This is a genomic window from Rhodoferax sp. EU05-FHT12H12 (assembly GCF_058791215.1).
Genome location: NZ_JBYTDI010000009.1, coordinates 43,530 through 67,881, shown reverse-complemented (window position 1 = coordinate 67,881; position 24,352 = coordinate 43,530). Strand labels below are relative to the sequence as shown.

Here is a 24,352-nt window from a genome sequence, read left to right as displayed (position 1 = left end):
TTGCTGGCGGCGGCCGTGCTGCTGTTGGTCGTGGTCCTCATGCCTTCTATCAAGGCCAAGCGTGAAGAGGCGTTTGTTGAGGATTGAAAGTGTTGTCACGACATCTAGGCATGATGTAATCCGCCCAATACAACAAAGGAGCCTCCATGATTTCCTTGCGTTCTGCCCTGCTTGGACTTTGTATTGCCAGTGTCGGTACCACGGCCTTTGCGCAACTCAAAATCGGGCAGACCACGGGGGTCACAGGTGCGGTGGCGGCGACCGTCAAGGAAAGCAGCCTGGGCGCCCAGCTCTACCTGGACGCAACCAATGCCAAAGGGGGGGTGAACGGCGAAAAGATTGAACTGATCACCCTGGATGACAAGTTCGATACCAAGCTGGCGGCAGCCAATGCGCGTGAACTGATCGAACAGCGCGGCGTGTTGGCCCTGTTCATGACCCGTGGCACGCCACACACCGAAGGCATCATTCCCATCCTGGACCAACACGGCGTGCCCTTGGTGGGGCCCTCCACCGGCGCCACGGTGCTGCACCAGCCCCTGAAAAAACACGTGTTCAATGTGCGCGCAACTTACCAGCGCGAAGCCGAGCGCGCCATCACCCACCTGGCAGCCACCGGTGTCACCCGCATTGGTGTGGTGCACGTGGACGACAGCTTTGGCGCCGATGGCTTGGAAGGTACGCAAAAAGGCTTGACCGCAGCCAAGCTGACTGCGATTGCCATTTCCAAGTTTGACCGCAGCAAACCGGACTTCTCGCAGACGGCTCCGGCCATGGCCAAACTGAGCCCCCAAGCCGTCATGGTGATTGGTTCGGGTACGGCGGTGGTGGAAGCCATCCGGGCCCTCAAAGCAGCGGGCAGCGGCGCACAGTTCGTCACCCTGTCCAACAACGCTTCGAGTGGCTTCGTCAAACTGCTGGGCGACGATGCGCGGGGCGTCATCGTGAGCCAGGTGCTGCCGCAGTCGCAGAACTATGCCCTGGTGCAAGAAGCAGCCACCCTGGCCAAATCGCGTGACATTCTGGAAGTCAGTCCTGCCATGCTGGAGGGATTTGCATCGGCCAAGGTGTTGGTGGAGGCGCTGCGCCGTGCAGGCCCCAAACCCACGCGCGAAAAACTGCAAGCCGCGCTAGAGAACTTGGGCAAGTTCGACCTGGGCGGACTCACCTTGAACTTCAGCGCCACCGACCACACCGGCCTGGACTTCGCCGACCTGTCCATCATCTCGGCCTCGGGCAAGTTCCGGCGCTAGATACCAAGGGGCCCGTTGTGGCCTGGATGGGGCAATGGCTGTACGCGGGCTGGCTCCAGGCTCGAAACAGGGCTTCGATCTCGGCGGGCTTGTGTGGCCGGTTGCCCCCCAGCCACCATGCCAATACTTCAAACAGGGCACCCCCCAAGTAATGTGCCTGCGCCTGGCTCATCCACGCCCGCGACTTCACCACGGGCAACTCTGCATGCACCATTTCGACCAACAGTTCCCTGAACCGGTTTTGCACATACTGCCCTGAGCGCCGCCCCAACAAAGCGCGAAATACATCTTGGGCTTCATGCACATGCGCAATCAGGCCACCAACAAACGCCAATTGGTTGGGTATGGCAGACGTTGCCGGTGTGTGTGCCAGCAGCCCATCACGAAGATCTGAAAAACTTGCATTCAGCAGTTCTTCCTTGTTCGCAAAGTGCAAGTAGAAGGTCGAACGCCCCACGTTCGCCTGCTCGCACAAGGCCTGAACATCGATGGCATCCCAACCCCGCGCCACCATCAAACGCATCATTGCAACACGCAAAGCTTCACGGGTGCGCAGTACCCGGCGGTCTGCGGTAGGAAGTGATTTTGTCGCTGATTTCATGGGCCATACCTTCTGAACACAAAGTCGAGAACTGTCTGGAACCAGACGACATGCCTACCCACGCGCTTGGGCCGGGGTGAAGGGCAAATCAATGATAGCGGTCCTCGCGTTGCCGTTGGCACGCGGTATCCGTTGGCTTGCTCATCGAAGGTTTCGCATGTCTCATTTCAACTCCCCGCCCTTTCCCCACCGCAGCCGCACCAAAAGCAGCACACCGCTCTTGGTTAGCCACCTGTTTTACCCCTTGCTACTGGGTGCAACGCTTGCGCTTTTTTACGCGTCGCTACGCCATGGCTGGGACCTGGCCACGGTGTTCGCCGGCATGGCCGGTGCGCGGTTGGTCGTGCTTCTAGCGGTGGAGTTTGGCTACCCCGCCAAGCCGGAATGGAAAATGAACTGGCCAAGCTTCAAGCGGGACCTGAAATACATGGCAGTGAATGGGGTAGCCACCGGCGCGCTGAAGCTCGGGGTGGGCTGGTTGGCACTGGACTGGAGCCGCCTGAACACAGGCATTGTGACCAACACGTCGTTCTGGCTGGAGTTTGTTGCAGTGGTCCTGGTGTTCGAGTTCGTCCAGTACTGGTACCACCGATGGAGCCACGAAGGTACCGGCCGCATGGGCGCATGGCTGTGGAAGGTGCACCTGGCGCACCATTTGCCGGACAAGGTGTATCTGCTGATGCACCCCGTGGGCCACCCCTTGGACTTGTTGCGCGCACTGGCCATGGTGAACCTGCCGCTGGTGGTACTGGGTGCACGTTCCGAATCCATTTTTTTGTACAACGCCTTGATGGGCTTGCAGGGACTGGTGTCGCATTTCAATGTGGACATCAAGGCAGGCCCCTTCAACTACCTGCTGGTGGGCACCGAGTTGCACCGCTTTCACCACAGCGCCGATCTGAGAGAGGCCAAAAATTTCGGGGTATTGACGCCGTTTTGGGATTTGGTGTTTGGCACCTTTTTCTACGACCCCAAGCGCCTGCCCGCTACCCTGGGAGTCGCCGCGCCCGAGCATTACCCGCAAAGCGACGCGTTGGGTCAGGTGCTTGCACTCCCCTTTTCCCGTTCCGCCACCACTCCATGGGCCCAAGACGACGCACAATCAGAACCATGACACTGCACCATGGACTGCGCCATATCGGGATAGGGGCCGCATTGGTCGCTGCGCTGCTGTTCGGGGCCGGAACCCCGCTGGCCAAATTGCTCCTGAGCGACATTGCTCCCTGGATGTTGGCGGCACTGTTGTACCTGGGTGCAGGTCTGGGCCTGGGTCTGTACCGGCGGGTTACACGGGCCCCTGCGGTGCACCTGCCGCGCGGCGAATGGCCCTGGCTGCTAGGTGCCATCGGCGCTGGCGGCGTGGCCGGGCCGGTGCTGCTGATGCTGGGACTGAGTGGCATGCCGGCCTCCGGTGCGTCGCTCTTGCTCAATGCAGAAAGCGTGTTCACTGCCGTCCTGGCCTGGGTGGCCTTCAAGGAAAACTTTGACCGGCGCATTGCGCTGGGCATGCTGGCCATCGTGGCGGGTGCGTTGGTGCTGAGCTGGCCCGGGGAGGCGCGTTTTGCTGGTGTGTGGCCCACGCTGGCGGTGCTGGGGGCCTGCCTGGCCTGGGGTGTCGACAACAACCTGACCCGCAAGGTGTCGCTGACCGATGCAGCCTGGATTGCCTCCGTCAAGGGCCTGGTGGCCGGCAGCGTCAATCTGGGGCTGGCCATGGCACTGGGAGAGCAGCTTCCGGCCAACCGCCCCTTGGTCAGTGCCATGGTGGTCGGCTTTCTGGCCTACGGGGTCAGCCTGGCCCTGTTTGTTGTGGGCCTGCGGCATTTAGGCACGGCACGCACCGGCGCCTATTTTTCGGTGGCGCCGTTCTTCGGCACCGTGCTGGCATGGCTGCTGGGGGATGCCATCACCTGGCCACTGGTCGTCGCGGGCGGGCTGATGGCCCTGGGCGTGTGGCTGCACCTGACGGAGCGGCACCAGCACCCCCACCGGCACGAAGCCCTGGAGCATGCACATGCCCACCGCCACGACCTGCACCACCAGCATGACCATGCGGGGTGGGAGGGTGCGCTGCCCAAGCCCGGCGAGAAACACAGCCATCACCACCAGCATGCCCCGCTGGAACACGAGCATGCCCATTACCCCGACGCCCACCACCGTCACCACCACTGACCGTCTGCCGTTGCCGGCGTGACTGCAAGCTTGCCGGGTGGTGTTTATAGTGCAACGGTTTTTCACTCCCCACAGGCAGCCCGTCATGCGCATTTGGCAACAACCCATCTCCACCGAAATCCTGACCCGCATCAGCCAGAACACGGCGGTCGCACACTTGGGCATCGAGTTCCTGGAAGTGGGCGACGACTTCTTGAGCGCCCGGGTGCCGGTCGACCACCGCACCCACCAGCCGTATGGGCTGCTGCACGGCGGGGTGTCGGTGGTACTGGCCGAGACCCTGGGCTCCTGCGGGGCCGGTTTTGCCATCCCCGAGGGCTACAGCGCCGTGGGCCTGGACATCAATGCCAACCACCTCAAAGGCGTAAAAAGCGGCTGGGTGACTGGTGTGGCGCGCCCGGTGCACCTGGGCCGCAGCACCCATGTGTGGCAGATTGACCTGCGCAACGACGCCGGTGAACTGAGTTGCGTGTCGCGCATCACCATGGCCATACTTTCGCCACGTTAGAACGGTGATACTGGGCACGCTCCCCCAAATTCCGGTGTCTCACTTCCAGTCCCTTCCCCGGCTCAAGCGCCGCACCCTGCTGGCCGCGGCCGGATGCGCAGCCTTGGGCGCACGCGCGCAGGCGCACAGCCTGTTGCGGGTTGCGGTGCCAGACGACGTGGCCTATGACTACGCCCTGTTCCTGGGCCGGCGCGACGTGCGAACCCTGCGGAGTTTTGGCGGCCCCCATGCACGGCGTGATGTAGCCGAGCTGGCCTTGCTGCTGCGCGAGGTAGCCCGCACCCTGCCTGGCACCACGGTGCAGCTGGTACGCATCGACAGCTACCAGCGCGCCATGCTGGAACTGCGTGCGGGCCGTGTGGACGTACTGGGCACCACGGTGTGGAGCACCGACCTTCAGGCCCTGGGGCCCCATGCCCTGCCCTCACCCGCGCTGGTGGCCGAGGGTGACTTTGTGGTGGGCCTGTACACCGCCCCCGACAACCGCGTGGCCCAGCAGGCACACAGCCTGGGCGCGCTGCAGGCCCTGCGGGCCGTGTCCAACAGCGACTGGAGCGCGGACTGGCGCACCCTGCAGGCGCTGGGCATGCGTTCGCTGATGGATGTGAAAACCTGGCGCCAGATGGTGCTGGCAGTGGCGCGAGGCCGGGCCGACGTGTTGCTGGCCCCGTTTCCGGCTACGCCCGACCTGGCCCTGGATGCCGAAGGCCAACACCTCGTCCCCTTGCGTGGCCGCGCCTTGGCGCTGGTGGGAGCACGCCATCTGGCCGCGGCCACCACCCCTGCAGGCCAGGCCGTGGCGGCGCAGGTGTTTCCGGCGCTGGCTGCGCTGGTCAGCACGGGCGCGGTGCGCCGCGCCTACCAGGAGTGCGGTTTTTACAACCCGCGCACCAGCGCCTGGCCCGTAATTAATGACAAAACAAGGCCCTGGCGCCCGTAGATACTGCGCAAGCAGCTACTAATTCGATAGCAAGTCAACCCTGGTTTTGGGCCAGGCGCTCGCTCTTCCAGTACACATCGTCCCCCACCGTGCCATCGGTGCGGTAGCGGTTGAGCACGCGAGAGAACACAAACATCAGGTCCGAGAGGCGGTTGAGGTACTGGCGCGGTGTCTCTTTCAACACCTCTGCGGTGCCCAGTGCCACCACGGCGCGCTCCGCACGGCGCGCCACCGTGCGGCACACATGGGCCTGCGCGGCAGCACGGGTGCCTGCGGGCAGGATGAATTCCTGCAAGCGTGGCAAGGCCTCGTTGTGCTGTGCCAGGGCCTCGTCCAGCGCCAGCACGGCCTCATTCTTGAGCAGCTCAAAGCCGGGAATGGACAGCTCGCCCCCCAGGTTGAACAGCTGGTGCTGCACCTCCACCAACACGCTGCGCACGGCGTCCGGCATGTCCTCACACAGCAACACACCAATGTGGCTGTTGAGCTCGTCCACATCGCCCATGGCATGCACCCGCAGGCTGTTCTTGCTGACGCGGGTGTTGTCGCCCAGGCCGGTGGTGCCGTTGTCTCCGGTGCGGGTGGCGATTTGGGTGAGGCGGTTTCCCATGGCGGTGTCCTTGGATGAAAATGGGATTATTCCCGCATTGGAGACACCCCATGAACGCCCCCACCTCTTTGAACCACCTGCTGCCCCAGGTGCAAGCCCGCGACGTGCCCCAGGCCCTGCTGGACGCGCTCAAGACCCGCTTTGGCGAACAACTCTCCACCGCGCTGGTGGTGCGCGAGCAACATGGCCGCGACGAGTCGGCCTTTGACATCCCCCCACCGGCCGCCGTGGTGTTTGCGCAGAACACGCAGGATGTGAGCGACGCGGTGACGCTGGCTGCGCAGTACCTGGTGCCCGTCATCCCGTTTGGTGTGGGCTCGTCACTGGAAGGGCATTTGCTGGCGGTGCAAGGCGGCATCAGCCTGGACGTGAGCCGCATGAACGCCGTGCTGTCCATCAACGCCGAGGACCTGACGGTGACGGTGCAACCCGGTGTGACGCGCAAACAGCTCAACGAAGCAATCAAGTCCAGCGGCCTGTTCTTCCCCATCGACCCCGGCGCCGACGCGACGATTGGCGGCATGAGCGCCACCCGCGCCAGCGGCACCAACGCCGTGCGCTACGGCACCATGCGCGAGAACGTGCTGGCGCTCGAAGTGGTGACAGCCAGCGGTGAGGTCATCCGCACCGGCACCCGCGCCAAGAAGAGCAGCGCCGGTTACGACCTCACCCGCCTGATGGTGGGCAGCGAAGGCACGCTGGGCGTGATGACCGAAATCACCGTCAAGCTCTACCCCTTGCCCGAGGCGGTAATGGCAGCCACCTGCTCGTTCCCCACGCTGGCCGATGCGGTCAACACCACCATCCAGATCATCCAGATGGGCGTGCCGATTGCGCGCTGTGAGTTGCTGGACGAAAACACCATCCGCATGGTCAACGCACACTCCAAGCTGAGCCTGCCCGAAAGCGCCATGCTGCTGCTGGAGTTCCACGGTTCGCCCGATGGCGTGAAAGAACAGGTGGCACTGGTGCAAGACATTGCCAACGAGCACGGTGCCGCAGCCTTTGCCTGGGCCGAGACCCCCGAAGAGCGCACCCGCCTCTGGACGGCGCGGCACAACGCCTACTTTGCGGGGGTGCAATCGCGCCCCGGCTGCAAGGCCATCACCACCGACACCTGTGTGCCCATCTCGCACCTGGCGGACGCCCTGCTCGACAGCGTGACCGAGGCCCGGGAGGCCGGTCTGCCCTACTTCATGGTCGGCCATGTGGGCGATGGCAACTTCCACATGGGCTATTTGATTGACCCCGCCAAGCCCGAAGAACGCGCACTGGCCGAGCAGCTCAACCACCAGCTGGTGGCCCGCGCGCTCAAGCTGGGCGGCACCTGCACCGGCGAGCATGGCGTGGGCCTGCACAAACAGGGCTTTCTGCTGGAAGAAACCGGCAGCGGCGCGGTGGACATGATGCGCACCATCAAGCGCGCGCTGGACCCGCACAACATCCTGAACCCGGGCAAGATCTTTTCGCTATAACTTTAGTAGCTAGTCGCGCATATTCCATGAGCGCTACAGCCACTTTTTCTTTATAAAATTGTTGATTTGGAGCTTTCCTTGACGCCTTCACGCCGCCTCACCCTTGCCGCCAGCCTGCTTGCCGCCCTGGGCGCCTGGTCCACACACGCCAGCGCCCAAGCCCTGCCCGACCTCAAGGGCCGCACCATCGTGGCCGTGACCGAAAACGCCTACCCGCCGCTGAACTTCAAAGACCCCAAGACCGGCCAGAGCGTGGGCTGGGAGTACGACGTGTTCAACGAGATTGCCAAGCGCCTCAACGCCAAGGTGGACTGGAAGCTCACCAGCTGGGACACCATGATCGAGGCCGTGCGCAAGGGCCAGTTTGACGTCGGCATGGACGGCATCACCATCAAGGATGACCGCAAGAAGCAGGTCGACTTTTCCAACGCCTACATGGTGTCCGAGCAGTTCATGATGGTGCGTGCCAACGAGAAGCGCTTTGCCGATGCCAAGGGCTTCAAGGCCAACCCCAAGCTGCTGGTGGGTGCCCAAAACGGCACCACCAACTTCTACACCGCGGTCTACGAAGTGCTAGACGGCAACGAGAAGAACCCGCGCATCAAGCTGTACGAGACCTTTGGCCTGTCCATGCAGGCCCTGAAGGCCGGCGACGTGGACACGGTGCTGAGCGATGGCGTGTCGTCCCAGGGCTATGTGAAAGCGTTTCCTGGCGTCTACAAGGTAGTGGGAAAACCCATGGGGCGCGAGGAGTTCGGCTTCATCACCAAGAAGGGCTCGGACCTGGTGAAGCCCATCAACGCGGCGCTCCAGCAAATGAAAGCGGATGGCACGCTCAAGACCTTCGACCAGAAATGGTTTGTGGACTACAAGCTGAACCAATAACCCGCACTGGCTGCGCCCCGTGCAAATCCTGGTTGATTCGGAATCGTCCGAACGCCCCTACTGGTTGATCGCCCTGCTGCTGATCAGCGCCGCGTTTGTGGCGCTGGCGGTGGCCGACGGGCGCTACGCCTTCATCTTCCAGACCCTGGCCGAGGGGCTGTGGACCACCATTTACGTGGCCGTGATCAGCTTCGCGCTGGCGGCCAGCATCGGCCTGCTGCTGGCGCTGGCCAGCCGCGCACCGTGGCTGTGGCTGCGCCAAAGCGCGCGCTTCTACATCGAGGTGGTACGCGGCCTGCCCGCGCTGGTCATCCTGCTCTACGTCACCTTTGTAGGCGCACCCGCGCTGGTCACCCTGTACCAGTGGGCATTTGAAGCCACGATTGCCGCGGGCTGGCTGCCCGATATCCAGGTGCGCGATGTCTCCAACACCGTGCGCGGCATCGTGGCACTGGCGCTGGCCTACAGCGCCTTTCTGGCCGAGGTGTTCCGCGCCGGGCTGCAGAGTGTGGAGCGGGCACAGATCGAGGCCGCCCAAGCGCTGGGCCTGGGCCGCTGGCTGACCTTCCGGCTGGTGGTGTGGCCGCAGGCCGTGCGCCGTGTGCTGCCGGTGCTGGGCAATGACTTCATCGCCATGGTGAAAGACTCGTCGCTGGTCTCGGTGCTGGGCGTGAACGACATCACGCAGCTGGGCAAGCTGTATGCGTCCAGCTCCTTCTTGACGGTGGAGACCTACAACGTGGTGGCCGTGCTCTACCTGATGCTGACCATCACGCTGTCGCTGCTGCTGCGCCGCCTGGAGCGACACCTCAAGCAGCGCGGTACGTAGATTTCGCCGCCGCGCAGCGGTGGGGCGTGGGGAGCGGTTTTGCCGCCGGGCCGCCCCTAGGTAAAACGTGCCCCCTCGGGGGGCAGCGACCCGCGCAGCGGCGGAGCGTGGGGGCTCTTTTTACAACACCGCCACTTCGGCAATGGCATTGGCCATGTACTCGATCTTCTGCTGCATGTCGGCGTCGGTGTCGGCATGGCGCTGGGCAATGGTGCGGAAATCTTCGTGGATCTGCAGGAAGGCGTCGACCACATCGGGGTCGAAATGGGCGCCCCGCCCGTCGGTGAGGATCTCGACCGCCCGCTCGTGCGACACACCGTCCTTGTAGACCTTGTTGCTGATCAGCGCGTCGTACACATCAGCCAGCGCCACGATACGGGCCGACAGCGGAATCTGCGCGCCCCACAGGCCTTTGGGGTAGCCGGAGCCATCCCACTTTTCCTGGTGGCACAGGGTGATTTCTTTGGCGAGGGTGAGCAGCGGCGAGACGTGGCCCAGTGTTTTTTCGGCACGCGCCAGGGCGTCGTGGCCTAACGTGGTGTGGGTGCGCATGATGGCCACCTCGTCGGGCGTCAGGCGGCCGGGTTTGAGCAGGATGCGGTCGGGAATGCCCACGGTACCCATGTCGTAGATCGGCACGCTGGTGAGCAGCATTTCCACATAGGTGGGGGTCAGCACCTCGGCATGGGCGGGCTGCGTTTGGAGCTGGGCGCACAGGGCACGCACATACCGTTGCACGCGCAGCATGTGGCTTTCGGTGTCCGAGTCGCGCAGCTCGGACAGGGTGGCCAGCGCAAATACCACCACCTGGGTGGCCCGCAGGGCATCCGCGGGGTCCAAGGTTGTGGCCACGGTGGATGGGGTGGTATCGGATGTCATGGGTTTTCTCCTGCAGGCACAGACAGGGGTGCCTGGTACAGCCACACCATTTTGCCACCGGGTGTGCGCAAGCTGGCGGTACAAATGTGCGGTGTTGCTTCAAAGTCCAAACTGACCAACCAGGCCCCGGGGCGCAGCTCGGCATGCGCCTTGGCAGTCGCGCGCGCCATGCTCTCGGGCCGCTGAAACAGGTAGACCATGTCGTAGGCCGACCAGTCGGCCCGCCAGATATCGCCTTGGCGCACACGCGCCCAAGGGCAGCGCAGGGCGCACAAGGCGCGCAGCGGCCAGCTCCATTCAATGCCGTGCAGCTGGGCCTGCGGGTAGGCCAGGCGCAAGGCCTGCAGGCCGTGGCCCAGGCCGCAACCCGCGTCCAGCACGTGCGCACCGGCGGGCAGTGGCGCGAGGGTGGGCAGTTCGGTCAGTGCGTTCAGGGGAGTGGGAAACAGCGGCGCATCGCGCCAAGCGTTCACGGGGTAGACCAGCAGCAACAAACCCAGCGGCAGCAGCCAAGCCCAGGCCGGCACCGCGCTGCCCCCCAGCAGCCCCAGGGTGAGCGCCAAGGACACGGGAAACCCCACCGCAATCAGCGTGCGGCGCCACCAGCTGACGCCCCACAGACTCAGCACCACGCCCAGCGCACTGGCCAGGGCCAGCGACCAGGGCAGCGCCAGGCCCTGCTCCCACACGGTGCGAAACAGGGTCCAGCACAGCACCCAGGCGACGATGGCGGGCAGCGGCCAGAGCCAGGTGGCCGGGTTCAGGCGCTGCCAGGGTTTAGGGGTCAAACAGGCCTCCAGCCCTTATGGAATATGCGCGAGCAGCTACTGTTTTAATAGCAATTAACGGTTGCCGCCGGGGGCCAGTCGTTCGATGAGACCGTTGAGCTCGTCCATCGAGCCGAACTGGATCACCACCTCGCCCATCTCCTCGATGCGGCCATGGCGCTTGACACGTTTTTTCACCAGCACCTCCACCTGCGCCATCAGCAGGTCGGACAGTTCTTCTTCCACACGCTTCAAGTCGCGCGATTTTTCCTTGGTCGGCTTTTGCGGCGTGAGCGAGAACTCGGCGCTCAGTTTCTTGACCAGGCTCTCGGCCTCGCGCACCGACATTTTTTTGGTGGCAATCTGGTTGGCCGCGGTGATCTGCGTGGCGCGATCCAACGCCAAGAGCGCGCGCGCGTGGCCCATGTCCAGGTCACCGGCCATCAGCATGGTCTGCACCGGGTCGGCCAGGTTCAAGAGGCGCAGCAGGTTGCTGGCGGCACTGCGCGAACGGCCCACGGCCTGGGCCGCGGTTTCGTGCGTCAGGCCAAACTCCTTGATCAGGCGCTGCAGGCCCTGCGCCTCTTCCAGCGGATTCAGGTCTTCGCGCTGGATATTCTCGATCAGCGCCATGGCCGCAGCGGCCTCGTTGGGCACGTCGCGCACCAGCACCGGCACACTGTCCAGGCCAGCCAGCTTGGCCGCGCGGAAGCGCCGTTCGCCGGCAATGATTTCATAGATGGCGCGCTTGCGGCCGTCACCGATATGCTTTGCCGCGTCCGCCTCGTCGAGCTGGCGCACGAGGATGGGCTGCATGATGCCCTGCGCCTTGATGCTCTCGGCCAGCTCATACAGTGCGCCCTCGTCCATGCGGGTTCGTGGCTGGTAAACACCGGCCACCATGTCGCTCAGCATCAACGTGCTGGGGGTACCGGGGTTGGCAGGCGTGGCGTCTGCGGCCGGTGCATCTTTCACCTTCGGGCCCAGCAAGGCTTCCAGTCCCATGCCCAAACCTTTGGGTTTCTTCGTGACCATGTTCTTCTCTTTCTTTGAAATTGGGTGCGCCCGCCTCTAGGCGGTGCGCGCGATAAGGGCTTGCAGCCGAGCGTGGCCATCGGCCCAATCGCCCAGGCCGGTGTCGGCGTTGATGTGGCCGGCCGCGCCGTAGTCCACAAAGTCTGCGCCCCAGGCGCTGGCAAATTGCTGCGCGCGGGCGAAAGTGCAATACGGGTCGTTCTGGCTGCCCAGCAGCTCGGCGGCAAAGGGCAGTCGGTCCATCACCACCGGCCACCAGCTCTTGAGCGCGGCGCGCAGTTCCTCGCGCTCAGGGTCGCCAGGCGCCACCAGAAACGCGACCTGCACCTTGTGTGTGTTTTGCGAATGCTGGGCCCAGGCGGCGGTGAGCATGCAGCCCAGGCTGTGCGCCACCAGCACCACGGGCGTGGGCGCGGCCAGCACGGCTTCTTCCAGTTGCATCATCCAGTCACCGCGCAGCGGCTGCATCCAGTCGTGCTGCTGCACACGCGTGTAGCCGTGCAGCGCCTCCCAGCGGCTTTGCCAGTGGGCGGCGCCGGAGTTTTGCCAGCCGGGCAGGATGAGGACAGTGGGCGAAGCGGTGGCCATGTTGGTTTGCTATGGATTCAGGAGCTGCTTGCGCAATAAATACGGGGGCTAGAGGCCAATTTGGCTTTAAAAATGCGTCACATCACCTTGATGCGATCGACCATCTCTTGCGCAAAGGTCACAAAGGCCTGCGCGCCTTTGGATTGGGGATCGAACACCACGCCGGGCACGCCGTAGCTAGGCGCTTCGGCCAGGCGCACGTTGCGCGGGATCACGGTGTTGAACACCTTGTCGCCAAAGTGGGCCTTGAGCTGGTCGCTGACCTGTTGCTGCAGCGTGATGCGCGGGTCGAACATCACACGCAGCAGGCCGATGATCTGCAGGTCGTCGTTGAGGTTGGCCTTGACCTGCTTGATGGTGTTGACCAGATCGGTCAGGCCTTCCAGCGCAAAGTACTCACACTGCATGGGCACGATCACGCCGTGTGCGCAGCACAGGCCGTTCAGCGTCAGCATGCTCAGGCTGGGCGGGCAATCGATCAGCACAAAGTCGTACTCGGCGTCCACCGCGGCCAGCGCCAGCTTGAGGCGTTTTTCGCGGCGCTCCAGTTCCACCATTTCCACCTCGGCACCGGCCAGCTCGCGGTTAGCGCCCAGAATGTCGTAGCTGCAGCCGCCTTCGATCAGCTTGTCGCTTTTGGCCCGCGCCTCGGCCACCGAGGCCGATTCGAGCAGCACGTCGTAAATGGTGAGCTCCAGCTTGCGCTTGTCCACCCCGGAACCCATGGTGGCGTTGCCCTGCGGGTCCAGGTCAATCATCAGCACGCGCTGGCCCACCTTGGCCAGGCCAGCCGCCAGGTTGACGGTGGTGGTGGTCTTGCCCACGCCACCCTTTTGGTTGGCAACACAAAAAATCTTGGCCATCTGGAATTACCTTTGCCGTCTTATTTGGAAATGGCCAGCTTGATGCCAAAGCCGATGAGGAAGAGACCGGCCACCTTTTCAAGCACACGGCCGATCTTGGGATTGGCGCGCATGCGCTCGGCCAGAAAGTGCGTGAGCAACGTAGCGCCCAGACCGTAGAGGAAGGTGAGGAAGGCGATGGTGGCAGCCATGAAGGCGTAGGTCACCAGACCTTGCTGGGTGGCGCGGTCCACAAACAGCGGGAAGAAGGCCATGTAGAACAAGATGGCCTTGGGGTTGAGCAAGGTGATGAGCAATGCCTGGCGCAGGTAGTGGCCGGCCTTGATGTTGAGCACGGGTGCGGCGCCGGGTTTGGCGGTCAGCATCTTGAGGCCCAGCCAGGCCAGGTACGCAGCGCCCAACCACTGCACGGCATGAAAGGCGTCGGGGTAGGCGGCCAGCAGTGCAGCCACGCCGGCCACAGCGGACCACATGAGCACCTGGTCACCCAGGATCACCCCCAGCGTGGCAGCCAGCCCGCCCGCAATGCCGCCCTTGCTAGTGGACGTCACCAACGCCAGATTGCCCGGGCCGGGAATGGCCAGGAACACGATGATGGTGATGACAAAAGTGCCGTAATCGGTGACGCCGAGCATGGGGATTTTCTTTCAGGGGAAGGGGGTGAGTTTACGTTGGAAACTTTGGGCTTCGGTGTGGCTTGTTGCCTGCGCCCTGCGTAAGAGACGTGAGGGTGTTGTTTCACGTGAAACTTTGGGAGTCGGGCAGCTAGCTTTGCTGGGCTCGCTGCGCGCCATGGGCACGCCCCGCCGTTCGTGTCCCCCGGCCTACGGCCTCCTCCTTGACCTCACTTTGAGGCGTGCCCCTGCCACACAGCTACGAACAGCGAATGGGTTTTCCACTGCTGGCAAACGAAACACCTCGCGCAGGCTGGGTTGGGTAACGCATTTTGCGTAGGTCAAGGAGGAGCCCGCGTAGCGGGCGGGGGACACGAAGCAAAACGCGTTACCCAACCCAGCCCCACACCAAAGCTGAAGGCGAGGGGTTAAGCCGCCGCCCTCTTCCGCATCCAAATAATGCACCGCTCCGCATCCAACCCCGGCACCACCAGTTGTTCCACGTGAAACACCTCCACCGAACCAGGCAATGCAGCCATTTCCTCAGCAGGGTGCTTACCCTTCATGCCCATCCACACCCCCTGCCCCGCCAAGGCTTTTTCAGACCAGGTGGTGAAATCCACCAGCGATGCAAAAGCCCGGGAACTCACCACGTCGTACGGCTCCGTCAAACTTTCCACCCGCGCATGGATGCCCCGCAGATTCGGCAACCTCAGGGTCACCGCCACCTGCTGGATAAAGGCAGCCTTCTTGGCCACCGTGTCCACACAGTGCACCGTGATGTGCGGGCAGCAAATGGCGATCACGATGCCCGGCAAACCAGCACCTGATCCCACATCGAGCAAGCGGGGTTTGTCACCCACCACGCCCTGCTCTGCCAACACGGCCAACTGCTTTTGCAAGGGTGCAATCACCGCCAAGCTGTCCAGCAGGTGGTGCGTCAGCATCTCGTCGGGGTCGCGCACGGCGGTCAGGTTGTAGACCTTGGTCCACTTGGCGATCAGGGCCAGGTAGTCCAGCAATGCGGTGATCTGGGCATCGCCCAGCGCCAGGCCCATGCCGGGCAGCGACTGGGCCAGCACCTCGCGGTGGTTCAACTTAGGGGCAGGCAACGGACACCTCGTTCTGTAGTTTTGCGTAATCCATCTTTTCCTTGTCAGTCATCTTGGCCAGCCGGGCCTTGGCGTCATCGCGCACTTGGCGCAGCGCGCGGCAACTGGCAGCGTCGGGTTTGCTGGTGGGGCGAGCCTGCCCCGCAGCACGCCAGGCTTTCTCGACCTGGTCGCCGCATTGGGCTTCAAACTCGGATACCGCGCGCTTGATCTCTTCCAGCCCGGCCTCGGAGCGCAACAGCTGAGAGGCCTTGTCACCCAGCACTTGGCACTGCGGGCTGAGGCCAGCCTGCACTTGCTGGCGCTTGGCCTGCTCCAAGGCAGTCGTCGGCTCCGCCGGGGGCACGGGCTTGGGCGCAGACTTGGTGATACCCGGCACGGTGGAACTGGCTTGGTCCGCGGCACAGGCGTGGTCGCTGAACACGACCTTGCCGTCCGCGGCCTTGCACTTGAACACCTCGGCCTGCACCGAGGTACCCACCAGCACCAGCCAGGCAGCCGCCATCACAACGCGGGCAAGTTGCATGGGGGTCAATCCCAGCAGTTGGCCGTCAGGCCCTGCGAATGCACCCAGTAGCGGCCATGGCCGCCAATGCCGGGGCCCAACCTGCCTTGCAGGGCCCAGACATCGCCGCGGTCTTCGTGGTCGTAATGCTGGTCGTCGAGGTAATTGCCACCATCAGCAAAGGTGGCCATACGCCAACCGGGACCCAGCTCGCGTTCACACATCACATTGGCTTTCATCTCGGAATCCAGCGTGGCGCCCATCACGGCCTGGGTGGCAGCAAGTTCGCCACGCGTCCAGCCACCACCACTCAGGCCACTGGGCCGGGGCAAATCGCCCTTCTTGATACACAGCACCGGCAGCACGATGCGGCAGCTGGTGTCGCCCACATTGGGGTTGCAAGCGCCTTTGTAGGCGCGGTCCAGCGTGGATTCACCCGCGTCGCAGACCATGTTCGCCACGTCTTTGGGGCCGTTGTCTTCCAGCGTGTCCAGGCCAAAGGTCAGGCCATACCCAATCGGTTTATTACCCACGGGCTCCGGAGCACTGGCGGCAGGCGTAAGTGGCGCACCCGAGGGGGCCACCGCAACCAGCGGCGCTGTGGGGGCAGCGCACTTCTTGAGCATCAAGGGGATCACCAGAATCCCCACCAATGTCAGCACCAGCACAATCGCACGCGGCATACACAGCCCTCCCAGGCGCGTTGGAAAAAGGGGCTAGTTTACGCTGCCACTTTTTCAGCAAAGCCGCGGAAGTTGCCCTTCTTCAGGTGGATCAACAAGAGCGAAATGGTGGCGGGCGTGATGCCAGACAGGCGCGAGGCCTGGCCCAAGGTTTCCGGACGGTACTTGTTGAGGCGTTGACGGGCTTCAATGCTCAAAGCACCCACCTGCATGTAGTCCAGCTCAGCCGGCAGGCGCAGGTTCTCGTAGTGGGCGGCGCGCTCTACTTCGTCCTTCTGGCGGTCGATGTAGCCGGAGTACTTGGCGGCAATCTCGACCTGCTCCACCACGGCTGCCACAAAGGCGTCTTGCGCGGCCACGTCCACACTGGGCACCGCATCCGTGGTTTCACGTGAAACAGGCGGCGCCAGGTCGCGGTTGGCGTACTTACCGTAGTCCAGCGACATGAGCGCGGCGTAACTGATATTGGGCCGGCGCAGCAGGTCGGACAGGTTGTATTCGTGGTCGATGGACTTGCCCAGCACGCGCTCGGACTCTTCGGCCGGCAGGTTGCGCGGATTCACCCAGATGCTGCGCAGGCGTTCTGTTTCACGTGAAACAGCATCGCGCTTGCGGCTGAAGGCATCCCAACGGGCGTTGTCCACCAAGCCCAATTCACGCCCCACTTCGGTCAAACGGGCATCGGCATTGTCTTCGCGCAGCTGCAGGCGGAACTCGGCCCGGCTGGTGAACATGCGGTAGGGCTCGGTCACGCCCTTGGTGATCAGGTCGTCCACCAGCACACCCAGGTAGGCCTGGTCGCGGCCGGGCAACCAGCTGTCGCCCGTGTAGCTGGCAGTCCCTGCGGCACTGCGCGCCACATCACCACCACCCAGGGCGCGCACCTGCAGCGCAGCATTGATGCCGGCGAACATGCCCTGCGCCGCCGCCTCTTCGTAACCCGTGGTGCCGTTGATCTGCCCGGCAAAGAACAGCCCCTGGATCTGCCGTGTCTCGAAGCTGCTCTTCAGGCTGCGCGGGTCAAAGTAGTCGTATTCGATGGCATAACCCGGGCGCAGGATGTGCGCGTTCTCCAGCCCGGCCATGCTGCGTACCAGCTCGTACTGGATGTCGAACGGCAGGCTGGTGCTGATGCCGTTGGGGTAGTACTCGTGCGTGGTCAGGCCTTCGGGTTCCAGAAAGATCTGGTGGCTGTCCTTGTCGGCAAAGCGGTTGATCTTGTCTTCCACACTCGGGCAATAGCGTGGGCCCACGCCCTCGATCTTGCCGGTGAACATGGGGCTGCGGTCAAAGCCGGAGCGGATGATGTCGTGTGTGCGCTCGTTGGTGTGGGTGATCCAGCACGGCACTTGCCGTGGGTGCATGGCCACATTGCCCATGAAGCTGGCCACGGGCATCACATCGCTCATGCCACCGGGCACGCCATCGCCGGGCTGCTCGATGCATTTGCTGAAATCAATGCTGCGGCCATCCAGGCGTGGCGGCGTGCCGGTCTTCAAACGGCCTTGCGGCAGCTTGAGTTCCTTGAGGCGGGCCGACAAGGACACGGCGGGCGGGTCCCCTGCCCGGCCGGCCGCATAGTTGTTCAGGCCCACGTGGATCTTGCCGTCCAGGAAGGTACCGGCCGTCAGCACCACGGTCTTGGCGCGGAACTGAATACCCACCTGGGTCACGGCACCCACCACGCGGTCGCCTTCGATCATCAGGTCGTCCACCGCCTGCTGGAACAACCAGAGGTTGGGCTGGTTCTCCAGCATGCGGCGGATGGCGGCTTTGTAGAGCACGCGGTCGGCCTGGGCGCGCGTGGCACGCACAGCCGGGCCCTTGCTGCTGTTGAGAATGCGGAACTGGATGCCCGACTCGTCCGTGGCCAGCGCCATCGCGCCGCCCATGGCGTCCACCTCTTTGACCAGGTGGCCCTTGCCAATGCCGCCGATGCTGGGGTTGCAGCTCATCTGGCCCAGGGTTTCGATGTTGTGGGAGAGCAGCAGCGTCTTGCTGCCCATGCGGGCAGCAGCAAGCGCAGCTTCGGTGCCGGCATGGCCGCCGCCGACGACGATGACATCGAAATCTTGTGGGTACAACATGGTGGTCTATTCGGGCGCGCCAAAGACAAGGAGGGTCTGCGCCAAGTGAGGGGGAAGGGCGTGATTTTACCGGGTGCCTGATTTTTTGGCACGCTGTGGGTTCTTGTTGGGTGGTGTTACCTCCAGATCAAGCGGGGCGGGTACTCTGCGCCGTTCGTGTCCCCCGGCCCGTGAGGGGCCTCCTCCTTGACCTCACTTTGCAGAGCACCCACCCCACTTGATCCCCCACCGTGTTCGCACGCAACCATTGGCATGCGAGGCATCGAGCGGCAGGGGTGGGGTATGCGTTTTGCGTAGGTAAAGGAGGAGGCCCCTCACGGGCCGGGGGACACGAAGCAAAACGCATACCCCACCCCTGCCGTGGGCGAACACAAAGAGTCCTTCTTGGTGACAATCCAAGCCATGACCAAACTCCTGATCTTCGCCGGCAGCACCCGCCAACAGTCCTTCAACCGCCGCCTCGCCCACGTGGCGGCCGCCCTGGCCCGCGAGGCCGGTGCAGACGTTACGCACCTGGAACTGAGCGACTTCAACATCCCGCTCTACAACGCCGACCTGGAGGCAACGGGCACGCCAGCCGACGTGATCCGACTCAAGGAAATCATGGATGCGCACCCGGCCTGGATCATCGTCTCGCCCGAGTACAACGGCAGCTACACCGGCCTGCTGAAAAACACGCTGGACTGGGCCAGCAGCCCGGTCAAGGGCCACCCGGTCTGGGCCGATGGCGAGAAGCCGTTTGCCGGCAAGGTGGTGGGCTTGCTCAGTGCGTCACCCGGCGCCCTCGGAGGTTTGCGCTCACTCAGCCATTTGCAGCCGCTGTTGCTCGCCCTGCACTGCTGGCTGGCGCCCAAACAGTTTGCGCTGGGCTCAGCCGGCAAGGCGTTTGACGAGCAGGGCCAGCTGATTGAAGAGCGCCAGCGCCGCGGCGTGCAGGCCGTGGTGGACCAGGTGCTGTGGGCAGCACCCCGTTTGGGCAGCGTTTAAGTGCCAAACAGGGCCTTGGTCCGCATGGATATTGCGCGAACAGCTACCAATTTAATAGCAAAATAGCGTGCTACCGGGCCGCACTCAGAACGGGTAGTGCCGCGGTGTGGTCTGCAGCGTGATCCAGCGCAGCTCGGTGAACTCGGCCACACCGGCCTTGCCACCAAAGCGGCCCATGCCACTGCCCTTCACGCCACCAAACGGCATTTGCGCTTCGTCGTGCACCGTGGGGCCGTTCACATGGCAGATGCCGGAGTCGATGCGGCGCGCCACGTTGAAGGCCCGTGCGATGTCCGCACCAAACACGGCGGACGACAGCCCGTACTCGTTGTCATTGGCGCAGGCCACAGCCTCCTCCACCCCGTTCACACGCACCACACACTTCACCGGGCCAAAGGTTTCCTCGTGGTAGATGCGCATCGCGGGCGTCACATGGTCCAGCACCGTGGCGGCCATCAGTGTGTTGCTGGCCTTGCCACCACACAGCAGCTTGGCGCCCTTGGCCAGCGCGTCGTCGATCAGCGCGTTGCAATGCTCCACGGTGTTCATGCCAATCACCGAGCCCAGCACCACCGGGTCAGGCTTGCGCGGGTCACCCACGGGCAAGGCCGCGGCCTTGGCGGCAAACTGCTTGGTGAAGGTATCGGCAATCTTCTGGTCCACCACGATGCGTTCGGTGGACATGCAAATCTGCCCGCTGTTGGCAAAACAGCCAAAGGCCGCGCCGTTCACGGCGTCCTCGATCACCGCGTCGTCCAGGATCACCAGTGGCGCCTTGCCGCCCAGCTCCAGCACCACGGGCTTCAAGTACTTGGCGCAGGTCATCGCAATGATCTTGCCCACCTTGGTGGAGCCCGTGAAGTTGACCCGGCGCACCGCCGGGTGCGCCACGATGGCCTCCACCACCGCACCGGCATCGGCCGGGGCGTTGGTGATGTAGTTCACCACACCCGCCGGGAAACCGGCGTCGGCAAATGCTTCGATGATGAGCTGGTGGGTGCGCGGGCAGTTCTCGCTGCCCTTGAAGATCACCGTGTTGCCGCAAGCCAGCGGCGTGGCAATGGCGCGCACACCCAGGATGATGGGCGCGTTCCACGGTGCAATGCCCAGCACCACACCGGCGGGCTGGCGCACGCCCATGGCCAGGCTGCCGGGCACGTCGGACGGAATCACTTCGCCACTGATCTGCGTGGTCAGCGACGCGGCCTCGCGGATCATGCCGGCGGCCAGGTGCACGTTGAAGCCGGCCCACATGCCGGTGCCACCGGTCTCGGCGCCCACGGCTTCAATGAACTGCGGTGTCTTGGCCTCCAGCGCGTCGGCGGCCTTGAGCAACAGCGCACGGCGCTCGCCGGGGCCGGTCTGGCTCCAGGTCTTGAAGGCCTCGGCCGCGGCATCGGCGGCCATCACGGCGTCGGCCACCGAGGCGGCGGGGGCACGTGTGGCCACGCTGCCATCGAGCGGGTTGCGCCGCTCAAAGGTGGCGCCCTTCTCGGCGGTGACTTTGAGGCCATTGATCAGCATGGACAAATCGGACATGGGGTTCTCCTAAAAATTCTGGAAATGGGGGAATTCAAAATCAAGGCTTGGGTGTGGCTGTAGCAGCCGGGGCGCCCAGGTAGGCTTCGCGGATCACGCTGGAGCGCGCCAGCAAGGCGGCAGGTCCGCTGGCCACCAGCGTGCCGCGCTCCAGCACATAGCCACGGTCGGCAACGGCCAGCGCCTTCTTCACGTTCTGCTCCACCATCAGCACGGTGGTGCCCGCATCGGCAATGCGCCGGGCAATCGCCAGCAACTCGTCCACCATCTTGGGCGCCAGGCCCAGCGAGGGTTCGTCCAGCATCAAGAGGCGCGGCGCACTCATCATGGCGCGCGCTACCGCCACCATTTGTTGCTCGCCACCACTCATGGTGCCGGCCAGTTGCTGGGTGCGCTCGCGCAGCTTGGGGAAGTCGACAAAGGCCTGCTCCATGCGGCGTGCACGTTCGGCCTTGCTGCACAACCAGCCGCCCAGCTCCAGGTTTTCGGTCACCGTCATCTGCGGAAACAGCTGGCGGCCCTCGGCCACCAGCGCCATGCCACGCTGCACGATCTCGTTGGTCTTGGTGGGCAGGTCTTCGCCGTTGAGCAGCACCTCGCCCTGGCGCGCGATCAGGCCCGACAAGGCCTTGAGCAGCGTGGTCTTGCCCGCGCCATTGGGGCCCAGGATGACCGTGAGGCCGGGTTTGATTTCCAGCGACAGATTGCGCAGCACCAAAAACGCGCCGTAGCCCGCATGCAAGCCCTTGACCTGCAAATGCGCGCGGGTGGTGCCGCCCAGCACAAAGGGGGTGGGTTCAAACCACATCATGCGGGGGCTCCTGCAGGCTCGGCCATTTCGTCACCTAGGTAGGCTTCAATCACTTCCGCATTGCGCACCACCTCAGCCGGTGTGCCGTCGGCAATCTTGCGGCCCTGGTGCAGCACGATCACGCGCTCCACATGACGCAAGAGTGTGGTCACCGCGTGTTCAATCCACACCACAGTCAGGTCCAGTTCGTCACGCATGCGGCGTATCAACTGCGCCATCGCTTCCACCTCCGATTCGGTCAGGCCCGCCGCCACTTCGTCCAGCAGCAGCATGCGCGGGCGTGTGGCCAGCGCCATGCCAATCTCCAGCAGGCGCTGCTGCGACGGTGTGATGGCCGCAGCCGGCAGCGCGGCCAGGTGCGCCAGGCCAATCAACTCCAGAATGCTCATCGCATCCCGCAGGTGCCACGGCCCTTCACGCTTGCGTCCGGCAAACTTCAGGCCGAATTCGATATTGGCCACCACCGGCATGTCGGCAAATACCCGCGGAGTCTGGAAGGTACGCGCCACGCCAGCCGCCGCGTAGTGGTGCGGCGCCCGGCCATCCAGGCGTTTGCCGCCGGCCGTGAGCTGGCCCGAGGTGGGGGGTGTCACGCCCGAGATGGCGTTGAAAAATGTGGTCTTGCCCGCACCGTTGGGGCCGATGATGCCGACCAACTCGCCGGCGCAAAAGCTGGCACTCACGCCATCCACTGCCGTCAGGCCGCCAAAACGCACCGTGATGTCCTGGGCTTGCAGAAAGACCTCAGACATGGCGCTTCTCCTTGCGGCCCAAGCCACGCAGCCACTGCTGGCTGTTGCGCCCCCAGTCGACAAAGGTGCGCCAGCGCAGCGACGCCAGGCCCCCGGGCAAATACAACACGCTCAGGATCAGCAGAATGCCCAGCGACATCATGTAAATCTGCGGAAACTGCAGGCGCAATGTTTCGGCCAGCACACTGAACACAATCGCCGCAATCAGCGGGCCCCACAGCGTGGCGGCGCCCCCAATCAAGGCAATCAACACGGTCTGAAAACCAATGAAGGGGTTGAACACCGTGTGCGGATCGATATAGGTCCAGCGCACCGACATGGCGGCGCCGACGGCACCGGCAAACGCCGCGGTCAATGCAAACCCGGCCACTTTCACCATGCGTGTGTTCACGCCCAGTGTCTGTGCCCGCTGCTCGTCGGCCCCTATGCCCAGCAGTGCCAGCCCCAAGCGGCTGCGCCGCAACACGATGGAGCACAACACCGCCAGCACCGCCAGCAACAGCACCGTGAGGTAAATCGTGTCGCGCTCGGGCACCACCATCAGCACGCGGCCTACGGTGCCAGTGACCGACTTTTCAAAGTAGGTCACCGCGTGGCGAATCAACTCCGTCATGCCGAAGGTCAGCACCGCAAAGTAGGTGCCGCGCAGGTGCAGCACGGCCGCTCCCATCACCACCGCCACCAATGTGGCCAGCCCCGCACCCAGTGCCACGGCCTGCCACCAAGCCAGCTGCTCCAGCACCAATGCGCTGGTGTAGGCGCCTATGCCAAAGAAGGCCGAGGTGGCCAGCGACAGGTAACGCGTACTGCCGCAAAACAGGCCCCAGCTTGACGACAGGGCCACGTACATCAGGCAGGTCAGTGCCATGGACACCACAAACTCGCTGCCATAGTGCGGCAGGGCCAAAGCCCACCCCGCAAATGCCAGCAAGACCAGCAGATCACGCACCAGCACTTGGCGGTTGTTCATCAGGCCACTCATTTCGCAAACAGTCCGCGGGGCCGCAACAGCAGAACCGCTATAAAAATGCCGTAAGACAACAAGGCCTTGAGCGAAGGGTTGCTGAAGTGCATGCCCAGCGCCTCCACCACCCCCAACAACAAGCCACCGGCCAGCGCACCACCCATGCTGCCAAAGCCGCCCAGGGTGATGACGATCAACGCAGTCACGGTGTAGGGCTCACCCATGCTGGGCGTGATGGTGTAGGCCATGGACAGCAAACAACCCGCCACGCCCGAGAGCCCCAGGCCGATGCCAAACATCAGCGGGTGCAGGCGTTTGGTGTCGATGCCCACCAACTGCGCCCCGGTGGGCGACTGCATGAGGGCACGCACACCTTTGCCCAGCAAGGTGAACCGCAGCACCAACATCAGCGCCAGGCTGAACACCAGTGCCAGTGCAAACACCAGCAGCTTGTTGCCGGCAAACTGAGCCTCGCCCAGCTTCACCGGCTCAGCCAGGTAGTCATACCCGCGCAAGTCCCCGCCCCACATGTACGAGGCAAAGTTCTGCACCAGAAACATCAAGCCAAAGGCCACCATCAGCCCGCGCGCCTCAAAAATGTCGAGGTTGGGCGAAGTGGCGTTGAGGCGCCGAAAGCACAGCCAGTGGATCACCAGGCCCAGCACCATCATCACGGCAAAGGAGATCGGCACCATCCACAACGGCGACCAGCCCAAGCTGGTGTGCGCCATCCAGGTCAGGTAAGCCCCCACCATCAAAAACTCGCCATGCGCAATGTTGAGGATGCGCATGAGCCCGTACTGTAGGTTCAGGCCCAGCGCCACCAGGGCGTAAATGCCCCCGGTGATCAGGCCCGACGCCAACAACTCCAACCACGACGCCAATCCCATGGG

26 protein-coding genes are annotated in these 24,352 nt (G+C 63.8%); 9 read left to right on the top strand and 17 right to left on the bottom strand.

Annotation, left to right across the window (positions count from 1 at the left end):
- Positions 1 to 146 precede the first annotated feature (146 nt).
- Positions 147 to 1,253, top strand: coding sequence for an ABC transporter substrate-binding protein (locus tag AC3WS7_RS18060; RefSeq protein ID WP_492657314.1), 1,107 nt, complete (start codon positions 147 to 149; stop codon positions 1,251 to 1,253).
- Here the strand turns inward: AC3WS7_RS18060 and AC3WS7_RS18055 are convergent.
- Positions 1,222 to 1,854 (bottom strand): TetR/AcrR family transcriptional regulator, encoded by a 633-nt coding sequence (locus AC3WS7_RS18055; RefSeq protein ID WP_492657313.1) that lies wholly within the window; start codon positions 1,852 to 1,854, stop codon positions 1,222 to 1,224. The two genes, AC3WS7_RS18060 and AC3WS7_RS18055, sit on opposite strands and share 32 nt — an antisense overlap.
- Positions 1,855 to 2,011: 157 nt before the next feature.
- On the opposite strand from AC3WS7_RS18055, the gene AC3WS7_RS18050 reads away from it, so the two are divergent.
- The 4 genes from AC3WS7_RS18050 (at position 2,012) to AC3WS7_RS18035 (ending at position 5,474) form a co-directional block, all read left to right on the top strand.
- Positions 2,012 to 2,968 carry a sterol desaturase family protein gene (locus tag AC3WS7_RS18050; protein ID WP_296464500.1) on the top strand — a complete coding sequence of 319 codons (957 nt, stop codon included), beginning with the start codon at positions 2,012 to 2,014 and terminating at the stop codon, positions 2,966 to 2,968.
- Positions 2,965 to 4,026 (top strand): DMT family transporter, encoded by a 1,062-nt coding sequence (locus AC3WS7_RS18045; RefSeq protein ID WP_492657312.1) that lies wholly within the window; start codon positions 2,965 to 2,967, stop codon positions 4,024 to 4,026. Before AC3WS7_RS18050 ends, AC3WS7_RS18045 begins: the two co-directional genes overlap by 4 nt.
- 85 nt (positions 4,027 to 4,111) lie before the next feature.
- A complete protein-coding gene (locus AC3WS7_RS18040) occupies positions 4,112 to 4,534 on the top strand; it encodes a hotdog fold thioesterase (protein WP_492657311.1) in 423 nt (140 codons plus the stop codon).
- Positions 4,535 to 4,568: 34 nt separating this feature from the next.
- Positions 4,569 to 5,474: a hypothetical protein gene (locus AC3WS7_RS18035; protein WP_492657310.1), complete on the top strand. Its 906-nt coding sequence runs from the start codon at positions 4,569 to 4,571 to the stop codon at positions 5,472 to 5,474.
- 34 nt (positions 5,475 to 5,508) lie between these two features.
- Here the strand turns inward: AC3WS7_RS18035 and AC3WS7_RS18030 are convergent, their stop codons facing one another.
- Positions 5,509 to 6,084 carry a cob(I)yrinic acid a,c-diamide adenosyltransferase gene (locus AC3WS7_RS18030; protein WP_492657309.1) on the bottom strand — a complete coding sequence of 192 codons (576 nt, stop codon included), beginning with the start codon at positions 6,082 to 6,084 and terminating at the stop codon, positions 5,509 to 5,511.
- Positions 6,085 to 6,134: 50 nt separating this feature from the next.
- Between AC3WS7_RS18030 and AC3WS7_RS18025 the strand changes: the two genes are divergently transcribed.
- From AC3WS7_RS18025 to AC3WS7_RS18015, 3 genes are all read left to right on the top strand, one after another.
- A complete protein-coding gene (locus AC3WS7_RS18025) occupies positions 6,135 to 7,559 on the top strand; it encodes an FAD-binding oxidoreductase (protein ID WP_492657308.1) in 1,425 nt (474 codons plus the stop codon).
- Positions 7,560 to 7,637: 78 nt separating this feature from the next.
- Positions 7,638 to 8,444, top strand: coding sequence for a transporter substrate-binding domain-containing protein (locus AC3WS7_RS18020; RefSeq protein ID WP_296464516.1), 807 nt, complete (start codon positions 7,638 to 7,640; stop codon positions 8,442 to 8,444).
- Between the two features lie 19 nt (positions 8,445 to 8,463).
- Positions 8,464 to 9,273, top strand: coding sequence for an amino acid ABC transporter permease (locus AC3WS7_RS18015; protein ID WP_296464520.1), 810 nt, complete (start codon positions 8,464 to 8,466; stop codon positions 9,271 to 9,273).
- A 120-nt stretch (positions 9,274 to 9,393) separates the two neighbouring features.
- Here AC3WS7_RS18015 and AC3WS7_RS18010 read toward each other — a convergent pair whose 3' ends face one another.
- From AC3WS7_RS18010 to mnmG, 10 genes are all read right to left on the bottom strand, one after another.
- Positions 9,394 to 10,152, bottom strand: a complete 759-nt coding sequence (locus AC3WS7_RS18010) for an HD-GYP domain-containing protein (protein WP_296464522.1) — start codon at positions 10,150 to 10,152, stop codon at positions 9,394 to 9,396.
- The gene (locus AC3WS7_RS18005; protein ID WP_296464525.1) at positions 10,149 to 10,940 is read right to left on the bottom strand and encodes a class I SAM-dependent methyltransferase; all 792 of its coding nucleotides are present in this window, start codon (positions 10,938 to 10,940) and stop codon (positions 10,149 to 10,151) included. Before AC3WS7_RS18005 ends, AC3WS7_RS18010 begins: the two co-directional genes overlap by 4 nt.
- 54 nt (positions 10,941 to 10,994) lie before the next feature.
- On the bottom strand, positions 10,995 to 11,954 hold the full coding sequence (locus AC3WS7_RS18000) for a ParB/RepB/Spo0J family partition protein (RefSeq protein ID WP_492657307.1): 960 nt from the start codon (positions 11,952 to 11,954) through the stop codon (positions 10,995 to 10,997).
- 36 nt (positions 11,955 to 11,990) lie between these two features.
- On the bottom strand, positions 11,991 to 12,542 hold the full coding sequence (locus AC3WS7_RS17995; RefSeq protein WP_296464530.1) for an RBBP9/YdeN family alpha/beta hydrolase: 552 nt from the start codon (positions 12,540 to 12,542) through the stop codon (positions 11,991 to 11,993).
- Between the two features lie 77 nt (positions 12,543 to 12,619).
- Positions 12,620 to 13,405 (bottom strand): ParA family protein, encoded by a 786-nt coding sequence (locus AC3WS7_RS17990; protein ID WP_492657306.1) that lies wholly within the window; start codon positions 13,403 to 13,405, stop codon positions 12,620 to 12,622.
- A gap of 20 nt (positions 13,406 to 13,425) precedes the next feature.
- The gene (locus AC3WS7_RS17985) at positions 13,426 to 14,040 is read right to left on the bottom strand and encodes a LysE family transporter (protein ID WP_296464536.1); all 615 of its coding nucleotides are present in this window, start codon (positions 14,038 to 14,040) and stop codon (positions 13,426 to 13,428) included.
- Between the two features lie 407 nt (positions 14,041 to 14,447).
- Positions 14,448 to 15,077 (bottom strand): 16S rRNA (guanine(527)-N(7))-methyltransferase RsmG, encoded by a 630-nt coding sequence (gene rsmG / locus AC3WS7_RS17980; RefSeq protein ID WP_492657318.1) that lies wholly within the window; start codon positions 15,075 to 15,077, stop codon positions 14,448 to 14,450.
- Positions 15,078 to 15,117: 40 nt separating this feature from the next.
- Positions 15,118 to 15,657, bottom strand: a complete 540-nt coding sequence (locus tag AC3WS7_RS17975; RefSeq protein ID WP_492657305.1) for a DUF4124 domain-containing protein — start codon at positions 15,655 to 15,657, stop codon at positions 15,118 to 15,120.
- A gap of 5 nt (positions 15,658 to 15,662) precedes the next feature.
- Complete coding sequence (locus AC3WS7_RS17970; protein WP_492657304.1) at positions 15,663 to 16,319, bottom strand: hypothetical protein; 657 nt, start codon at positions 16,317 to 16,319, stop codon at positions 15,663 to 15,665.
- A gap of 38 nt (positions 16,320 to 16,357) precedes the next feature.
- Positions 16,358 to 18,406 (bottom strand): tRNA uridine-5-carboxymethylaminomethyl(34) synthesis enzyme MnmG, encoded by a 2,049-nt coding sequence (gene mnmG / locus AC3WS7_RS17965; RefSeq protein ID WP_492657303.1) that lies wholly within the window; start codon positions 18,404 to 18,406, stop codon positions 16,358 to 16,360.
- Positions 18,407 to 18,808: 402 nt separating this feature from the next.
- Between mnmG and AC3WS7_RS17960 the strand changes: the two genes are divergently transcribed.
- A complete protein-coding gene (locus tag AC3WS7_RS17960) occupies positions 18,809 to 19,393 on the top strand; it encodes an NADPH-dependent FMN reductase (RefSeq protein WP_296464547.1) in 585 nt (194 codons plus the stop codon).
- An 84-nt stretch (positions 19,394 to 19,477) separates the two neighbouring features.
- Here the strand turns inward: AC3WS7_RS17960 and AC3WS7_RS17955 are convergent, their stop codons facing one another.
- The 5 genes from AC3WS7_RS17955 to AC3WS7_RS17935 are packed head-to-tail and all read right to left on the bottom strand — an operon-like array spanning position 19,478 to position 24,349.
- Positions 19,478 to 20,932 carry an aldehyde dehydrogenase gene (locus tag AC3WS7_RS17955; protein ID WP_492657302.1) on the bottom strand — a complete coding sequence of 485 codons (1,455 nt, stop codon included), beginning with the start codon at positions 20,930 to 20,932 and terminating at the stop codon, positions 19,478 to 19,480.
- Between the two features lie 40 nt (positions 20,933 to 20,972).
- Positions 20,973 to 21,743 (bottom strand): ABC transporter ATP-binding protein, encoded by a 771-nt coding sequence (locus tag AC3WS7_RS17950; protein ID WP_492657301.1) that lies wholly within the window; start codon positions 21,741 to 21,743, stop codon positions 20,973 to 20,975.
- A complete protein-coding gene (locus tag AC3WS7_RS17945) occupies positions 21,740 to 22,495 on the bottom strand; it encodes an ABC transporter ATP-binding protein (protein WP_492657300.1) in 756 nt (251 codons plus the stop codon). The genes AC3WS7_RS17950 and AC3WS7_RS17945 overlap by 4 nt, the downstream gene beginning before the upstream one ends.
- The gene (locus AC3WS7_RS17940; protein WP_296464558.1) at positions 22,488 to 23,465 is read right to left on the bottom strand and encodes a branched-chain amino acid ABC transporter permease; all 978 of its coding nucleotides are present in this window, start codon (positions 23,463 to 23,465) and stop codon (positions 22,488 to 22,490) included. The genes AC3WS7_RS17945 and AC3WS7_RS17940 overlap by 8 nt, the downstream gene beginning before the upstream one ends.
- Positions 23,466 to 23,473: 8 nt before the next feature.
- Positions 23,474 to 24,349, bottom strand: a complete 876-nt coding sequence (locus AC3WS7_RS17935; protein WP_492657299.1) for a branched-chain amino acid ABC transporter permease — start codon at positions 24,347 to 24,349, stop codon at positions 23,474 to 23,476.
- Positions 24,350 to 24,352: the final 3 nt, after the last annotated feature.

Excerpts from the sequence above, each read along its gene's own strand:
- AC3WS7_RS18060 (WP_492657314.1), top strand. The coding sequence starts at position 147 with ATGATTTCCTTGCGTTCTGCCCTGCTTGGACTTTGTATTGCCAGTGTC.
- AC3WS7_RS18055 (WP_492657313.1), bottom strand. The coding sequence starts at position 1,854 with ATGAAATCAGCGACAAAATCACTTCCTACCGCAGACCGCCGGGTACTG.
- AC3WS7_RS18050 (WP_296464500.1), top strand. The coding sequence starts at position 2,012 with ATGTCTCATTTCAACTCCCCGCCCTTTCCCCACCGCAGCCGCACCAAA.
- AC3WS7_RS18045 (WP_492657312.1), top strand. The coding sequence starts at position 2,965 with ATGACACTGCACCATGGACTGCGCCATATCGGGATAGGGGCCGCATTG.
- AC3WS7_RS18040 (WP_492657311.1), top strand. The coding sequence starts at position 4,112 with ATGCGCATTTGGCAACAACCCATCTCCACCGAAATCCTGACCCGCATC.
- AC3WS7_RS18030 (WP_492657309.1), bottom strand. The coding sequence starts at position 6,084 with ATGGGAAACCGCCTCACCCAAATCGCCACCCGCACCGGAGACAACGGC.
- AC3WS7_RS18025 (WP_492657308.1), top strand. The coding sequence starts at position 6,135 with ATGAACGCCCCCACCTCTTTGAACCACCTGCTGCCCCAGGTGCAAGCC.
- AC3WS7_RS18010 (WP_296464522.1), bottom strand. The coding sequence starts at position 10,152 with ATGACATCCGATACCACCCCATCCACCGTGGCCACAACCTTGGACCCC.
- AC3WS7_RS18000 (WP_492657307.1), bottom strand. The coding sequence starts at position 11,954 with ATGGTCACGAAGAAACCCAAAGGTTTGGGCATGGGACTGGAAGCCTTG.
- AC3WS7_RS17995 (WP_296464530.1), bottom strand. The coding sequence starts at position 12,542 with ATGGCCACCGCTTCGCCCACTGTCCTCATCCTGCCCGGCTGGCAAAAC.
- AC3WS7_RS17990 (WP_492657306.1), bottom strand. The coding sequence starts at position 13,405 with ATGGCCAAGATTTTTTGTGTTGCCAACCAAAAGGGTGGCGTGGGCAAG.
- AC3WS7_RS17985 (WP_296464536.1), bottom strand. The coding sequence starts at position 14,040 with ATGCTCGGCGTCACCGATTACGGCACTTTTGTCATCACCATCATCGTG.
- rsmG (WP_492657318.1), bottom strand. The coding sequence starts at position 15,077 with ATGGGCCTGGCGCTGGGCGATGCCCAGATCACCGCATTGCTGGACTAC.
- AC3WS7_RS17975 (WP_492657305.1), bottom strand. The coding sequence starts at position 15,657 with ATGCAACTTGCCCGCGTTGTGATGGCGGCTGCCTGGCTGGTGCTGGTG.
- AC3WS7_RS17970 (WP_492657304.1), bottom strand. The coding sequence starts at position 16,319 with ATGCCGCGTGCGATTGTGCTGGTGCTGACATTGGTGGGGATTCTGGTG.
- mnmG (WP_492657303.1), bottom strand. The coding sequence starts at position 18,406 with ATGTTGTACCCACAAGATTTCGATGTCATCGTCGTCGGCGGCGGCCAT.
- AC3WS7_RS17960 (WP_296464547.1), top strand. The coding sequence starts at position 18,809 with ATGACCAAACTCCTGATCTTCGCCGGCAGCACCCGCCAACAGTCCTTC.
- AC3WS7_RS17955 (WP_492657302.1), bottom strand. The coding sequence starts at position 20,932 with ATGTCCGATTTGTCCATGCTGATCAATGGCCTCAAAGTCACCGCCGAG.
- AC3WS7_RS17950 (WP_492657301.1), bottom strand. The coding sequence starts at position 21,743 with ATGATGTGGTTTGAACCCACCCCCTTTGTGCTGGGCGGCACCACCCGC.
- AC3WS7_RS17945 (WP_492657300.1), bottom strand. The coding sequence starts at position 22,495 with ATGTCTGAGGTCTTTCTGCAAGCCCAGGACATCACGGTGCGTTTTGGC.
- AC3WS7_RS17940 (WP_296464558.1), bottom strand. The coding sequence starts at position 23,465 with ATGAACAACCGCCAAGTGCTGGTGCGTGATCTGCTGGTCTTGCTGGCA.
- AC3WS7_RS17935 (WP_492657299.1), bottom strand. The coding sequence starts at position 24,349 with ATGGGATTGGCGTCGTGGTTGGAGTTGTTGGCGTCGGGCCTGATCACC.